Origin of the sequence: Sphingomonas sanguinis NBRC 13937, from assembly GCF_001591005.1 — a bacterium.
GTDB lineage: Bacteria > Pseudomonadota > Alphaproteobacteria > Sphingomonadales > Sphingomonadaceae > Sphingomonas > Sphingomonas sanguinis.
The window spans coordinates 44,363-57,067 of record NZ_BCTY01000022.1 but is presented as its reverse complement, the minus strand read 5'-3'; the positions used below and the strand labels follow the sequence as shown (position 1 = coordinate 57,067).

The 12,705-nt window shown below is 66.1% G+C and carries 18 protein-coding genes; 4 read left to right on the top strand and 14 right to left on the bottom strand.

The genetic code is table 11. The features are described from left to right. Positions 1-49 precede the first annotated feature (49 nt). From SSA01S_RS10820 to SSA01S_RS19815, 10 genes are read right to left on the bottom strand one after another with little or no spacing between them, the layout of a single operon-like run. Positions 50-451 carry a SufE family protein gene (locus SSA01S_RS10820; protein WP_058732993.1) on the bottom strand — a complete coding sequence of 134 codons (402 nt, stop codon included), beginning with the start codon at positions 449-451 and terminating at the stop codon, positions 50-52. A 52-nt stretch (positions 452-503) separates the two neighbouring features. After that, positions 504-1,169, bottom strand: coding sequence for a hypothetical protein (locus SSA01S_RS10815; RefSeq protein WP_061780359.1), 666 nt, complete (start codon positions 1,167-1,169; stop codon positions 504-506). Positions 1,170-1,174: 5 nt separating this feature from the next. Further along, the gene (locus tag SSA01S_RS10810) at positions 1,175-1,414 is read right to left on the bottom strand and encodes a hypothetical protein (protein ID WP_061780358.1); all 240 of its coding nucleotides are present in this window, start codon (positions 1,412-1,414) and stop codon (positions 1,175-1,177) included. Between the two features lie 33 nt (positions 1,415-1,447). Further along, positions 1,448-1,705: a hypothetical protein gene (locus tag SSA01S_RS10805; RefSeq protein ID WP_061780357.1), complete on the bottom strand. Its 258-nt coding sequence runs from the start codon at positions 1,703-1,705 to the stop codon at positions 1,448-1,450. A gap of 36 nt (positions 1,706-1,741) precedes the next feature. After that, on the bottom strand, positions 1,742-2,029 hold the full coding sequence (locus tag SSA01S_RS10800) for a hypothetical protein (RefSeq protein ID WP_061780356.1): 288 nt from the start codon (positions 2,027-2,029) through the stop codon (positions 1,742-1,744). Positions 2,030-2,041: 12 nt separating this feature from the next. After that, entirely contained in the window at positions 2,042-2,338 is a 297-nt protein-coding gene (locus tag SSA01S_RS10795; protein WP_058717805.1) for a hypothetical protein, read from the bottom strand. 41 nt (positions 2,339-2,379) lie between these two features. After that, positions 2,380-2,763 carry an envelope stress response membrane protein PspC gene (gene pspC / locus SSA01S_RS10790; protein ID WP_056433939.1) on the bottom strand — a complete coding sequence of 128 codons (384 nt, stop codon included), beginning with the start codon at positions 2,761-2,763 and terminating at the stop codon, positions 2,380-2,382. A 1-nt stretch (position 2,764) separates the two neighbouring features. Beyond that, positions 2,765-3,055, bottom strand: coding sequence for an envelope stress response membrane protein PspB (gene pspB, locus SSA01S_RS10785; protein WP_058732997.1), 291 nt, complete (start codon positions 3,053-3,055; stop codon positions 2,765-2,767). 1 nt (position 3,056) lies between these two features. Continuing rightward, positions 3,057-3,725 (bottom strand): phage shock protein PspA, encoded by a 669-nt coding sequence (gene pspA / locus SSA01S_RS10780; RefSeq protein ID WP_056433933.1) that lies wholly within the window; start codon positions 3,723-3,725, stop codon positions 3,057-3,059. 31 nt (positions 3,726-3,756) lie between these two features. Further along, positions 3,757-3,903 carry a hypothetical protein gene (locus SSA01S_RS19815; protein WP_167348911.1) on the bottom strand — a complete coding sequence of 49 codons (147 nt, stop codon included), beginning with the start codon at positions 3,901-3,903 and terminating at the stop codon, positions 3,757-3,759. Positions 3,904-4,077: 174 nt separating this feature from the next. Here SSA01S_RS19815 and pspF point away from each other — a divergent pair, with 174 nt between their 5' ends. Both pspF and SSA01S_RS10770 read left to right on the top strand, forming a co-directional pair. Continuing rightward, the gene (gene pspF, locus SSA01S_RS10775) at positions 4,078-5,115 is read left to right on the top strand and encodes a phage shock protein operon transcriptional activator (protein ID WP_061780355.1); all 1,038 of its coding nucleotides are present in this window, start codon (positions 4,078-4,080) and stop codon (positions 5,113-5,115) included. Between the two features lie 65 nt (positions 5,116-5,180). Next, entirely contained in the window at positions 5,181-5,792 is a 612-nt protein-coding gene (locus SSA01S_RS10770) for a superoxide dismutase (RefSeq protein ID WP_061780354.1), read from the top strand. A gap of 257 nt (positions 5,793-6,049) precedes the next feature. Here the strand turns inward: SSA01S_RS10770 and SSA01S_RS10765 are convergent, their stop codons facing one another. Genes SSA01S_RS10765 through mtaB form a run of 3 tightly spaced genes read right to left on the bottom strand, consistent with a single transcriptional unit; the run spans position 6,050 to position 8,840 of the window. Beyond that, complete coding sequence (locus tag SSA01S_RS10765; protein WP_061780353.1) at positions 6,050-6,667, bottom strand: septation protein A; 618 nt, start codon at positions 6,665-6,667, stop codon at positions 6,050-6,052. After that, positions 6,664-7,599, bottom strand: coding sequence for a signal recognition particle-docking protein FtsY (gene ftsY, locus SSA01S_RS10760; protein ID WP_056433924.1), 936 nt, complete (start codon positions 7,597-7,599; stop codon positions 6,664-6,666). Before ftsY ends, SSA01S_RS10765 begins: the two co-directional genes overlap by 4 nt. Continuing rightward, a complete protein-coding gene (mtaB, locus tag SSA01S_RS10755) occupies positions 7,596-8,840 on the bottom strand; it encodes a tRNA (N(6)-L-threonylcarbamoyladenosine(37)-C(2))-methylthiotransferase MtaB (RefSeq protein WP_061780352.1) in 1,245 nt (414 codons plus the stop codon). Before mtaB ends, ftsY begins: the two co-directional genes overlap by 4 nt. Between mtaB and SSA01S_RS10750 the strand changes: the two genes are divergently transcribed. Continuing rightward, complete coding sequence (locus SSA01S_RS10750) at positions 8,839-9,414, top strand: DUF924 family protein (protein WP_170171315.1); 576 nt, start codon at positions 8,839-8,841, stop codon at positions 9,412-9,414. The genes mtaB and SSA01S_RS10750 overlap by 2 nt on opposite strands. Here the strand turns inward: SSA01S_RS10750 and SSA01S_RS10745 are convergent. Then, positions 9,389-10,933, bottom strand: coding sequence for a putative bifunctional diguanylate cyclase/phosphodiesterase (locus SSA01S_RS10745; protein WP_061780351.1), 1,545 nt, complete (start codon positions 10,931-10,933; stop codon positions 9,389-9,391). The genes SSA01S_RS10750 and SSA01S_RS10745 overlap by 26 nt on opposite strands. A 242-nt stretch (positions 10,934-11,175) precedes the next feature. Between SSA01S_RS10745 and ffh the strand changes: the two genes are divergently transcribed. Continuing rightward, positions 11,176-12,696: a signal recognition particle protein gene (gene ffh / locus SSA01S_RS10740; RefSeq protein WP_061780350.1), complete on the top strand. Its 1,521-nt coding sequence runs from the start codon at positions 11,176-11,178 to the stop codon at positions 12,694-12,696. Positions 12,697-12,705: the final 9 nt, after the last annotated feature.

The following is a 12,705-nucleotide window of genomic DNA, read 5'->3' as shown; positions in this document are numbered from 1 at the left end:
TGGGGGAGGGCCGGGTGTCTCACCGAGCCCGCATCCCCCGGAGAAAACCTCAATACCGCCCCGCCGTCTCCCGGATCAGCGCGATCATATTCGGAATCCCCTGCGTCCGGTTGGAACTCAACTGGTTCTTCAGGTCGAACGGCGCGAGTTCGCCCTCGATATCGGTCGCCAGGATGTCGGCGGGCGTCCGGTCCTGCACAGTCTTCAGGACCAGCGCGATGATCCCCTTGGTGATCGCCGCGTTCGAGTCCGCCAGGAAATGCAGCCCGTCGCCATCGCCCTTGGTCGGATAGACCCAGACCGAGGCCGAGCAACCGCGCACCAGCGTTGCATCGGTCTTTAACGCTTCGGGCATCGGCTCCAGCGCGCGGCCGAGATCGATCAACAGGCGATAGCGATCGTCGGCGTCGAGGAATTCATATTCGTCGCGGATTTCGGCAAGGTCGGACATGGCCTCCGCGCTACCGTGCTTCGGGCGCGGCGACAACCGGGCAGGGGCGCGATCAGTCGCGCAGCAGCGCGTCGACCGACCCACCGTTGCGTGCCAGCTCGGCAGCCACCCGGCGGCGTCCATCATAATAGGTCAGGACCGGCGCATTCGGGTTCAGCCTGTGGATCAGCGCCTCGTCGCCTGGGCGGATGCTCGTCTCCTGCGCGACATAATCGGGATAGCCCTCGCGCTTCCAGGCGGGCAGGCGCAGCGCCGCCCACTCGCCGATATGGTCGGCGACCAGCCGGTGCGTCATCTCATGCGCGATGGTCCCCGACAGAGTGCGCACACCGCCGAGCGGGGCGCCGTTCGTCACCCGGTCGGCGGCAACCGCACTGCGGTTGAAGACCAGCGCGTGGGAGAAGGGCCGCCGGAAAGCAATCGCGCTGCGGGCACCGATCGACAGGACATCCCATCGCCAGCCGCCATCGGTCAGAACCACCTGTCGCGACAGCCCCGGCCGGTCGAGCGGGCTCGCCGCCAGCAATCGGTCGGCCCGCGCCAGCACGCGCCCCATCGCCGCGCGATCGATCGGCTGTTCCGACAGCACCGTAGTCGACCCGAAATCGGCGCGGTGTGGAAAGGCGAGGGCGGCGGGGGTGTGAACCACGGCGGCGAGGATCACGGCGCCGCCACATCCGATCCGGGCGGTCCATCGGCGAAGGGCGGCCAGTCGCATGGGGCTTACAGGTCCACGCCCGCGGCGATGGCTTCGAGCTTACGGATACGCTCCTTCAGGTCCGCCATCTCGATCCGCGACGCCGCCGAGCTGGCGGGCGGGTAGGGCATGTCGTTCGCCCGGTCGAACTCGCGGCTCTTCAGCTGCAACCAGCCGCGCCACCCGGCAAGGCCGGCGGTGACGATCATCGCGAGGCCGGCGAGCCCGGCGGTGGCAAGGACGATATAAAGGTTGGTGTCGGTCATGATCCGGGCTCCCTGTCCGTATCAATGGTTGGCTTAACGGTCGCGCAGCCGCTCGATCTCGCGGTCGAGGTCGATGCTCTTGCGCTCGTCGGTGATGACGCGCTCCAGCACCTGGATGCGTTCCTTGAGCTGCTGGATTTCGCCGCGCAGCGCCTGGGTGTCGCGGGCGCTGTCGCCGCGCAGATGCTCGACCATGTCGAGACCGGGCGAGCGGCGATGCTTGGCCTTGAAGATGCTGGCGACCATGACGATCGCGACGATCAGAACGACCATGAACTGTGAACCGGACATGGTGGTAACTCCCTTTTATATTATGTTTCTATGATGTCAGTGTTCGATGCGGGCTGGCGTCTCGCCGGGGACCCGCAGACCGTCGATCTCGTCGCTCAGCGCCAGGCCGCGATCGGTGATGATCCGCTCCAGCACCCGGACCCGCTGTTCCAGCCGCTCGGTCTGGGCGGCGTACTGCGCCGCCTTTTCCGCGACCATCGAGGCTTCGGTGGCCAGCCGCTTTTCGCGATAGGCGAACCAGGGGCGGACGAAGACGCCGCCGATGATCGCGACCATGCCGCAGCTGATACCGAAGAGCGGGACCAGGATGCCGATATCATTCATCACCCTTCTCCCTCAGCGATCGCGCAGCGCGTCGATTTCGCGCGCGGTCCGCTCGGCGGGATCGGTGGCGATGCGCTCCAGCACCGCGATCCGCTCCTCCAGTCGAGAGACCTGGCCGACCAGTTTCTGGTTCTCGGCGGTCAGCAGTTCGACCTTGCGGCCGTCGGCGATGTCGCTCTTGTGCGTCATGCCGCCCCAGTCGTTTTCCAGGCTATAGCCGTGCTTGGCCCGTATCCAGGTGGTGACGACCCACCCGATCGTCGACATTGCGATGATCGCCAGGACGAAACCCGGTCCTCCCCAAGACATAATCCATACTCCCATAGGATAGTTGATGTGTCAGCGCAGTCTCAGCGCAGGCTGTCGATCTCGTCGGCGAGCTGGCGGTTGCGGCTGGTATAATGCAGCTCGATATCGGCGAGGCGACGGTCGAGATCGCGGAACTTCGAGCGGACCTCGGCGGTCGAGCGGCGCGGGTTGCTGCGCACGCCCTGCCAGAATTTGGCATCTTCGTCCGACTGATAGAGGCCGATCGGCTTGGCCGTCGCCATCCAGGCGATCAGCATATAGGCGAGCGGTACCCAGGGCATGCCGACCCCGGTGAGGGTGAGCAGGACCGCGGCGACGCGGACCCACATCACATCGACGCCAGTATAGTCGGCGATGCCGGAGCAGACGCCCTTGAACTTGGCATTCTGCTTGTCGAGGTAGAAATTGGTGCGGCTGGCGGTCATCTCAATTCCTCCGATCGAGGCTGTAGTCGGTCTGGCCCAGGCGCGGTTCGGGGCGCCATTCGGACTGAAGACCGGGCTTGAAGTCGGGATTGTCGGCGGCGACGATCCGTTCGACAGTGTTGAGCCGATCCTCCAGGCGACGGGCGAGCAGGTGAAGCTCGTCGAGCAGTTGCTCATCCTCATGGGTGATCTTGGGTGCCTGCTTCCACTTGGTGACATAGTGCAGGACCAGCCAGGGCAGCGCGACGAAAAGCGAACCGAAGACGATGAAGGGTACAGCGACGCCGTTCATCTCATTCCCCCTTGTTCAGGCGCGCCTTGAGCGCGGCGAGTTCGGCATCCACCCGGTCCGAGGCGCGCAGTTCGGCGATCTCGTCCTCGAGCGTCTTGGGGTTCGCGCCTAGGCCCAGCGCTTCCGCGCGGCCCTCGGCTTCGTCCACCTTGCGCTCCAGCATGTCGAAGCGGCTGAACGCGTCGTGTGTTTTCGGCCCGTTCCACATCTCGCGCAGGCGATAGCGGTTGTTGGCGCTCTCCAGACGGGTCTGGACCGCGTTCTGCTTTGTCCGCGCCTCGCGCAGCTTGTTCTGCAGCTTGGCGATGTCCTCTTCCGACGCGCGCAGCGCATCGTCGAGCACCTGGACTTCGGCCTTTAGCTGGTCGGCCATGTCGGCAGCCTTCTGACGCTCGATCAGCGCGGCCTTGGCCAGGTCCTCACGGTCCTTCGACAGCGCCAGCTCGGCCTTTTCGGTCCAGCTGTCCTGAAGCTGGTCCAGCTTCATGATGTGGCGGCGGATTTCCTTCTGGTCGGCGATCGTGCGGGCGGCGGAGGCGCGCACCTCAACAAGCGTTTCCTCCATTTCGAGGATGATCATGCGGATCATCTTCGCGGGGTCTTCCGCCTTGTCGAGCAGGTCGGCGAAATTGGCGGCGACGATGTCGCGGGTGCGGGAGAAAATGCCCATCGGATACTCCTTGATGGCGGCTATTCGGGGATTATGCGGTCGGTGCCTCGATCGCCGCAACCGACGTCTGCGCGGTGGCGACATGCGCGGGGGCGAGGGCGCCCATCAGGCAGGTGGCGCTCATCACGACGGTGCAGGCGATAGCGGCGATCTGGCGGGTGAAGGTGGTGGCGAACATGGTGAAAACTCCCTGAATTCTTATGTCGGTCCGCTCGTTGGCGGGATGTCGATAGCATTGCAGGGGGCGTGCCAATTTTGAAAATGATGTAAAATCAACGATTTGTGAAATAGTTGCGGTACCCGAACGATTGCAGCCTTGCCAAGCCTTGGGAAAATCCGCCACCTGTTGGGAATGGAGCGAACGAGTCAGGTCATCGGCCAGTCGGGGGCCTTTCTGGACGCGCTGGAACGGGCTAGCCGCGCAGCCGCGCTCGACCGTCCGGTGCTGGTCATCGGCGAGCGCGGGACGGGCAAGGAACTTGTCGCCGAACGCCTCCACCGCCTGAGCGGACGCTGGGACCAGCCGCTGGTCATCATGAACTGCGCCGCCCTTCCCGAAACGCTGATCGAGGCCGAGCTGTTCGGCCATGAGGCAGGGGCCTTTACCGGCGCGACCAAGGCGCGGGCGGGGCGGTTCGAGGAGGCGAGCGGCGGGACGCTGTTCCTCGACGAACTCGGCACGCTGTCGATGGCGGCACAGGATCGGCTGCTGCGCGCGGTCGAATATGGCGAGGTGACTCGGATCGGATCGTCACGCCCCTTGCGCGTCGACGTTCGTATCGTCGCGGCGACCAACGAGCATTTGCCCGACAAGGTCGCCGCCCATCAGTTTCGCGCCGACCTGCTCGACCGCCTGTGCTTCGAGGTGGTGACGCTGCCTCCCCTACGCGCCCGCAAGAGCGACATCATGGTGCTTGCCAATCATTTCGGGCGGCGCATGGCCGCCGAGATCGGCTGGGAGGATTGGCCGGGCTTCGGGGCGGCGGCGACCGATGCGCTGATGGAGCATCGCTGGCCCGGCAATGTGCGCGAGCTTCGCAATGTGGTCGAGCGCGCCGTCTATCGCTGGGACCGGGAAGGGCCGGTGGACGCCATTGAGATTGACCCCTTCCGCTCGCCCTATCGGCCACAGGGCCAGTCGCCCGCCGCCGCGAAAAGCGAACAGGTCGGCGCACCCGGGCCGGTCAGCGATGGCGACGAAGTGGCGGCCTGCGACGTCGGCCCGTCCGACTTCAAGTCGCGCGTCGCCCGGTTCGAGCGCGAGTTGTTGACCAAGGCGCTGGCCGAGAACCGTTTCAACCAGCGGACTACCGCCGAGTCGTTGGGATTGAGCTATGACCAGCTCCGTCACGCGCTTCGTCGCCACGATCTGATCGGAACGGTTGCGTAACCGCCTTTTGGGAGCCATTTGGGGTGCTCGGCGTTGCCACAGGCAAACCCAAAGGAGCATTGACGATGGCTTTCGAACTGCCACCCCTTCCGTACGACTATGACGCGCTGGAGCCGGTCATCTCCAAGGAGACGATGACCTTCCACCATGACAAGCATCATGCCGCTTACACCAACAAGCTGAACGAGGCGGTCGAGGCAGACACGTCGCTGCAGGGCAAGTCGATCGAGGACATCCTGGCGAATATCTCGTCGGCCCCGGCGGCCGTCCGCAACAATGGCGGCGGCTTCTGGAACCATGACTTCTTCTGGAAGATCATGACCAAGCCCGGCACCACCCAGCCTTCGGGCAAGCTGGCCGAGGCGATCGAGGCGTTCGGTGGTCTCGACAAGCTGAAGGACGAGTTCAACACCAAGGGTGCGGGCCAGTTCGGTTCGGGTTGGGCCTGGGTAATCGCGGATGCCGAGGGCAAGCTGAAGGTCACCTCGACCCCGAACCAGGACAACCCGCTGATGGACGTCGTTGCCGACAAGGGTACGCCGATCCTGGGTAACGACGTGTGGGAGCACGCCTATTACCTGACCTATATGAACGATCGTCCGGGCTATCTGAAGGCTTGGTGGGACGTCGTGAACTGGGACGAGGCCGGTCGCCGGTACGAGGCGGCGGTCGCGTAATTCCGCGATCCGTTTCGGATAAGGGAAAGGGCGGCTCCAATGGGGCCGCCCTTTTTCGTTGTTTCTAAAACTTCTTCTACCCCGGCGAAGGCCGGGGCCCAGGTGCCGCCAAGCCTATGGTACGCCAGGGGGTGAGAGGGAGGCAAGTGCGGCCGCCCGTTATTGCCTCCCACGCAAAGCCGGACCACTCACCCGGCTTCACCGCAACTGGGCCCCGGCCTTCGCCGGGGTGGTGGCCGCGGTTTGGTGAGATCGCTTCACTCCACCGGCGGTTCGTCGACCTTGGCGGCGTCCGCATTCAGCCCGTGCTTCAACAGCATCGGGATGTTCGCGATCGCGAAACCGAGCGTCAGCGGCATCGCGCCCCACAGCTTGAAGCCGACCCAGAAGTCCCAGGTCGAGTTGCGCCACACCAGCTCGTTGAGCACCGCCATGAAGGCGAAGAAGCACGCCCAGTTGCGCGTCAGCTTGCGCCAGCCCAGCTCGGTCAGCCCCGGATAGACATTGCCCAGCACCATCTGGATCAGCGGCCGCCCGGTCGCCAGGCCGAAGAACAGCAGCGCCGAGAACATGGCATAGACGATGGTCGGCTTCATCTTGATGAAGCGCTCATCGTGGAAATACAGGGTCAGCCCGCCGAACACGACGACCAGGATGCCCGACAGCCATAGCATCGGCGAGATGCGGCCCAGCTTCACCTTGCTGACGATCATCGCCACCACGGTCGCCGCCATGAAGACGCCGGTCGCGACCAGCACGCGGGTCAGCGGCCCCATCGGCGCCAGGAAATTGACCGCGAAGAACAGGACCAGCGGGCCATATTCGATGCCTGCCTTCAGGCCGGGACCGGCTTCGGTCTTGGGGGCGGGGCTCACTTTCGGCCTCCCTCGATGCCCGCGATGATGCGGCTGACTTCATTGGCGTCGAAGGGGCGCAGGTCGGTCATGCCCTCGCCGACGCCGATGGCGTGGATGGGCAGGCCGTATTTCTCGGCCGCCGCGACCAGCACGCCGCCGCGCGCGGTGCCGTCGAGCTTCGTCATGACCAGGCCGGTGACGCCTGCCACGTCCTTGAACACCTCGATCTGGTTGAGCGCGTTCTGGCCGGTGGTCGCATCGAGGACCAGCAGGATGTCATGCGGCGCCTCGGGGTTCAGGCGGCCGAGCACACGGCGGATCTTGGAGAGCTCGTCCATCAGTTCACGCTTGTTCTGGAGGCGTCCGGCAGTGTCGACGATCAGTACGTCGATGCCGGTCGCGGTCGCCTGCTTGACCGCCTCATAGACGATGCCCGCGGCGTCGCCGCCTTCCTTGCCCGAGACGATCGGCACGCCGACCCGTTCGGCCCAGGTGGCGAGCTGGCCGATGGCGGCGGCGCGGAAGGTGTCGCCCGCCGCCAGCATCACGCCATAATCCTGCTCCATGAACAGATGCGCCAGCTTGGCGATGGTCGTCGTCTTGCCCGACCCGTTGACACCGATGACCAGGATCACCTGCGGCCGGGGAAAGGCGTCGATCTCCAGCGGGGTGGCGACCTTGGCGAGCGCCTTCTCCACCTCCTCGGCGACGACCAGGCGGATGCCCAGATCCTCCATGTTCCGCTCGAAGCTGCCCTCGGCCAGGCGGGTGCGGATATGGCCCGCCGTCTCGGGGCCCAGGTCGGAGGCGATCAGCGCTTCCTCGATCTCGTCCAGCGTGCCCTCGTCGAGCCGCGCGGTGCCCAGGCCCGCCAGATTGCCGACCAGCCGGTCCGAGGTGCGACGGAAACCGCCGAGCAGCTTGTCGTGCCAGGAGGAGGAAGAACTCATGCCAATTGTCCGATCAGATGGGTTTCGGTCGCCGCCGTAACCCGAACGCGGGCGATGCTGCCGGGTTCGGCGGTGGGGGTAAAATGAATATCGGCGAAGTCGGGCGCATGGCCGCGCGTGCCCGGCCGCTCGACCAGCACGTTGCGGAGTTGCCCGACCTGCGCCGCCAGCCAGTCACGGCGACGACGCGCGGCGGCGTCGCGCAAGGCCGCAGCCCGTTCGCGGCGGAGGGGATGGGGCACCTGCGGCATCCGCGCGGCGGGAGTGCCGTCGCGCGCCGAATAAGGAAAGATATGCGCATGGACGATATGGGCGTCGTCGATCAACGCCAGTGTGTCGGCCGCCATCGCATCGTCCTCGGTCGGGAAGCCCGCGATCAGGTCGGCGCCGATCGCGATCTCGGGCCGCGCGGCCAGCAGCCGCTCGACGATGGCGACCGATTGCGCGCGGCTGTGGCGGCGCTTCATCCGCTTCAGGATCAGGTCGTTGCCCGCCTGGAGCGAGAGATGAAGGTGCGGCATTACCCGCGCTTCGCCGGTCACCAGCTCGAACAGCCGGTTGTCGATCTCGATCGAGTCCAGCGACGATAGCCGCAGGCGGGGGAGGGCGGGGACATGGGTCAGGATACGCTCGACCAGCTGGCCCAGGCTGGGCGCGCCGGGCAGGTCATGGCCATAGCTGGTCAGGTCGACGCCGGTCAGCACCACTTCCCGGTGCCCCAGTTCGACCGCGCGGGTAATGCGGTCGATCACCAACCCGGCGGGCACCGATCGGCTGGGGCCGCGTCCGGTCGGGATGATGCAGAAGGTGCAGCTATGGTCGCAGCCATTCTGCACCTCGACAAAGGCCCGCGCATGGCCCGCAAAGGCGGCGGCGAGGTGTGGCGTTGTCTCCACTATGCGCGACAGGTCGGTGACCAGCATCGGCTCGGTCGAGGTCCAGCTTTCGGGGCGCAGCTTGTCGGCATTGCCCAGCACGCGCGCGACCTCGGGCATGGCGGCGAAGCTGGCCGGGTCGATCTGTGCCGCGCAACCGGTCACGACGATCTGGGCGTCGGGGCGCGCCTTGGCCGCGCGGCGGATCGCGGCGCGGGTCTGCTTGACGGCTTCGTTGGTGACGGCGCAGCTGTTGATGACGACCATGTCCGCCCGGTCCGCGGCGAGCGCGCGGATCGTTTCGCTTTCGGCGATGTTGAGGCGACAGCCCAGACTGATGATCTCGGGGCCAGGGAGGGACGACATGATCGCCGATCTAGGGATGGATGAGGCACAAGTCCACGCGCACGCGCAGACCGTGCTGGACTTCTGGTTCGGATTGGCACCCGACCAGCATTTTGCGAAGGACGAAGCGCTCGACCAGGAAATCGCGGATCGGTTCGGCGCCCTGCGCGATCAGGTGCTGGCGACCGAGGCGATCGGGTGGCGCGACGATCCTGACACGCTGTTGACGGCAATCCTGCTGCTCGACCAGTTTTCGCGCAACCTGCACCGGAATAGCGCACAGGCCTATGCCGCCGATCCGCTCGCGCTGGAGCTGTGTCTGGGCGCGATCGATGCCGGGTGGGAGGATCGCTATCCGCCCGACCGGCTGGCCTTTGTCTACATGCCGTTGATGCACGCCGAATCGCGCGCGATGCAGGACCTGAGCGTCGCCAAGTTCGCCGAGCTGGGCCGGGAGGACAATCTGAGCTTCGCGCGCGATCATCGGGACGTCATCCGGCAATATGGACGTTATCCCAGCCGGAATGCCGTGCTGGGTCGGGCATCGACCGACGCCGAGCGCGACTATCTCAAACGGCCAGACGCGGGCTGGTGATCGTGGTCGCCTTGGCCCCCACCAGCAGGCGCTTCTCGGCCAGCAACTGACGCACCTGACCCAGGTCGAGCGTGGGGCCGTAGAACGGTCCCTGGCCGTGCGAGCAGCCGATATCGCGCAGCCGGGCATCGATCTGGGCATCGTCCACGCCCTTGGCGGCGATCGGCAGGTGCAGGCTGTCGCCCAACTGGACGATTGCGGCGACGATCGCGCCGCAATCGGGATCGGCGGCCATCGAGTGGATGAAGGTCGGGTCGATCCGCACCCGGTCGAAGGGCAGCGCGCGCAAATGGGCCAGGCTGGAATAGCCGCTGCCGAAATCGTCGAGTGCCAGGCCGATCCCCTGATTCTTCAGGCTGACGACGATCGACTGGGCCAGCGCCAGATTGGCGAACAGCGCATTCTCGGTGATCTCGATTTCCAGCCGATGCGCCGGGAAGCCGCATTCGGTCAGCGTCTTGATGACCTTTTGCGCGAGCCAGGCGTCCTGGAATTGCGAGGCGGCGAGGGGCACGGACAGGGTGATCGACGGGTCCCAGTCGCGCGCCGCCGCCATCGCCTGTCGCATCAGCGACAGCGAGACCTCGCCCGACAGGCCGCAGGCCTCGGCGATCGGCAGGAAGCGGTCGGCCGCCATCGCGCCCAGCGTCGGGTGGTCCCAGTGGCCCGACACCTCGAAACCGGTCAGTCGGCCGGTGCCCAGATCGATCTGGGCCTCGAACCGAGGGCGGATATCGCCCTGTGTCAGGGCGGCGCGCAGGTCGGTGATGATCGCGTTACGCTCGGCCATAGCCTCTTCGAGCGCGGGCGTGAACGACAGCGGACGGCCGTCGCCGCGCGTCTTGGCGGCGATCAGGGCCAGGTCGGCCTGGCGAACCAGCTGATCGATCGTCGCCGACCCGTCGTCGATCCGGGTCAGTGCGATGGTGGCGCGGGGCGAGAAATCCTGGTCGGCCAGGCGGATGGGCTGACCCAGCCGGATCGCCAGCCGGTCGGCCAGCCGCTCGATGCGGTCACGCCCGCGCGGATCGAAGGGCAGGAGGCAACCGAAGCAATCGCCCTCGAAGCGCGCCACGATCGCTTCGGACGGGGCTTCGCCGCGAATGGTCTTGGCGACATGCTGGAGCAGCGTGTCGCCCGCCTCATGGCCGAACGATCCGGCAATGGCGCGGAACCGGTCGATATCGACCAGCAGCAGCGCGATACCGCGCTGGCGCCGATGTCCATTGTCGATCATCGCCTGGCCCGCTTCGTGGAAATGGCGACGGTTGGATAGGCCGGTCAGCGGATCGCGCTGCTCGGGCTCCGGCGTGCCGGAGATGCGCAGCGCGGGCAGTCGCCAATAGACGATAGTCGAGGCGGTCGCGGTGGCGAACAACACGATCTTGGCAGGCAGATCGAAGCCTAGCTCGATCAAAAGGATCGCGGCGGCCAGCAACAAGGTGCCCACCGCCGCCGCGACGCCAAAAAGGCGAGCGGACGCAGGCGAGTTGGACGCGGTCTGGGGCGTGCCGGGCATGACCGATCGGTCGCATGCCGGGAGTATACAAAAAGTTAACGCCGCGCCGGGCCGCGTTCTGCTTGCGTCCATCCGCGTTTTCCCCTAAGAGCCCGCCCAAGTTCCGTTTCGGAATGTGAAGGTGAAGCGCCCAAGGGTGCACGCTGGCCGGCGAGGTTTCGCCCGCCGGCGCTTTTGCGTTTGGCGGTACGACACGAGTTTTTGGGCCGGAGCTTCCGGTTCGGGTTTGACGAGGTGAGGCGATGTTCGACAGCTTGAGCGATCGGCTTGGCGGCGTATTCGACCGCCTTCGCGGCCGTGGCGCGCTGACCGAGGCGGATGTCCGTACCGCCATGCGCGAAGTGCGCGTGGCATTGCTGGAAGCCGATGTCGCGCTGCCCGTCGCGCGCGACTTCGTCGACAAGGTTACCGAACAGGCGATCGGCCAGAACGTCCTGCGTTCGATCACCCCGGGCCAGCAGGTCGTCAAGATCGTCCATGACGCGCTGGTCGCGATGCTGGGTGCCGATGCCAGCGAGCTGCTGCTCGACGTCACGCCGCCCGCCGTCGTGATGATGGTCGGCCTCCAGGGCTCGGGCAAGACCACGACCACCGCCAAGATCGCCCGCCGCCTGTCGAGCGGTGCGATGGGCCGTGAGCGCAAGAAGGTGCTGATGGCGTCGCTCGACGTCAATCGCCCCGCCGCGCAGGAGCAGCTGGCGACGCTGGGCACGCAGGTCGAGGTATCGACCCTGCCGATCATCGCGGGCCAGCAGCCGGTCGAGATCGCGCGTCGCGCGCTCCAGGCCGCCAAGCTGCAGGGCTATGACGTCCTGATGCTCGACACCGCCGGTCGTCTGCACGTCGACCAGGCGTTGATGGACGAGATGAAGGCGGTGGCGGAGATCGCCCAGCCGCAGGAAATCCTGCTCGTCGTCGACTCGCTGACCGGCCAGGACGCGGTGAACGTCGCGACCAGCTTCTCCGAGCAGGTGCCGCTGACCGGCGTCGTGCTGACCCGTATGGACGGCGATGCGCGCGGTGGTGCGGCGCTGTCGATGCGCGCCGTCACCGGCAAGCCCATCAAGTTCGCCGGTGTCGGCGAAAAGATGGACGCGCTGGAGGCCTTCCACCCGGAACGCGTCGCGGGCCGCATCCTCGGCATGGGCGACGTCGTGTCGCTGGTCGAGCGCGCCGCCGAGACGATCCAGCAGGAAGATGCCGAGCGCATGGCCATGAAGATGGCCAAGGGGCAGTTCGACCTGAACGACCTGCGCGGTCAGCTGGCCCAGATGCGCCGCATGGGCGGGCTGGGTGCGCTGGCGGGCATGATGCCGGGCATGAAGAAGGCGCAGAGCGCGCTCAATGATGCCGGTGGCGACAAGATCCTGCTCCGCATGGATGCGATCATCACCTCGATGACGCCCAAGGAGCGCACCAAGCCCGAGCTGGTCAACGCCAAGCGCAAGATCCGCATCGCCAAGGGTTCCGGCACCACGGTGCAGGACGTGAACAAGCTCCTGAAGATGCATCAGGAAATGTCCACGGCGATGAAGAAGATCAAGAAGATGGGCGGCATCAAGGGCATGATGGCCATGCTCGGCAAGGGCGGCCTTGGCGGTCTGGGCAATGCGCTGGGCGGTCCGCAGATGGGCGACATGCTCAACAAGGCGGGCAGCAACGGCCTGCCCGGTGGCGGCATGGGTGGCATGGGCGGCGGCAAGCTGCCCGACGGCATGCCCAAGCTGCCCCCCGGCTTCGAGAATCTCCTGAAGAAGAAATAACCCCCGCGC

Bases quoted from the DNA above. Each gene is read 5' to 3' on its own strand.
- SSA01S_RS10805 (WP_061780357.1), bottom strand. From the start codon at position 1,705: ATGTCCGGTTCACAGTTCATGGTCGTTCTGATCGTCGCGATCGTCATG.
- SSA01S_RS10810 (WP_061780358.1), bottom strand. From the start codon at position 1,414: ATGACCGACACCAACCTTTATATCGTCCTTGCCACCGCCGGGCTCGCC.
- SSA01S_RS10770 (WP_061780354.1), top strand. From the start codon at position 5,181: ATGGCTTTCGAACTGCCACCCCTTCCGTACGACTATGACGCGCTGGAG.
- SSA01S_RS19815 (WP_167348911.1), bottom strand. From the start codon at position 3,903: ATGTTCGCCACCACCTTCACCCGCCAGATCGCCGCTATCGCCTGCACC.
- SSA01S_RS10820 (WP_058732993.1), bottom strand. From the start codon at position 451: ATGTCCGACCTTGCCGAAATCCGCGACGAATATGAATTCCTCGACGCC.
- mtaB (WP_061780352.1), bottom strand. From the start codon at position 8,840: ATGTCGTCCCTCCCTGGCCCCGAGATCATCAGTCTGGGCTGTCGCCTC.
- SSA01S_RS10800 (WP_061780356.1), bottom strand. From the start codon at position 2,029: ATGAATGATATCGGCATCCTGGTCCCGCTCTTCGGTATCAGCTGCGGC.
- ftsY (WP_056433924.1), bottom strand. From the start codon at position 7,599: ATGAGTTCTTCCTCCTCCTGGCACGACAAGCTGCTCGGCGGTTTCCGT.
- pspF (WP_061780355.1), top strand. From the start codon at position 4,078: ATGGAGCGAACGAGTCAGGTCATCGGCCAGTCGGGGGCCTTTCTGGAC.
- pspB (WP_058732997.1), bottom strand. From the start codon at position 3,055: ATGAACGGCGTCGCTGTACCCTTCATCGTCTTCGGTTCGCTTTTCGTC.
- pspC (WP_056433939.1), bottom strand. From the start codon at position 2,763: ATGACCGCCAGCCGCACCAATTTCTACCTCGACAAGCAGAATGCCAAG.
- SSA01S_RS10795 (WP_058717805.1), bottom strand. From the start codon at position 2,338: ATGTCTTGGGGAGGACCGGGTTTCGTCCTGGCGATCATCGCAATGTCG.
- SSA01S_RS10815 (WP_061780359.1), bottom strand. From the start codon at position 1,169: ATGCGACTGGCCGCCCTTCGCCGATGGACCGCCCGGATCGGATGTGGC.
- pspA (WP_056433933.1), bottom strand. From the start codon at position 3,725: ATGGGCATTTTCTCCCGCACCCGCGACATCGTCGCCGCCAATTTCGCC.
- SSA01S_RS10745 (WP_061780351.1), bottom strand. From the start codon at position 10,933: ATGCCCGGCACGCCCCAGACCGCGTCCAACTCGCCTGCGTCCGCTCGC.
- SSA01S_RS10750 (WP_170171315.1), top strand. From the start codon at position 8,839: ATGATCGCCGATCTAGGGATGGATGAGGCACAAGTCCACGCGCACGCG.
- ffh (WP_061780350.1), top strand. From the start codon at position 11,176: ATGTTCGACAGCTTGAGCGATCGGCTTGGCGGCGTATTCGACCGCCTT.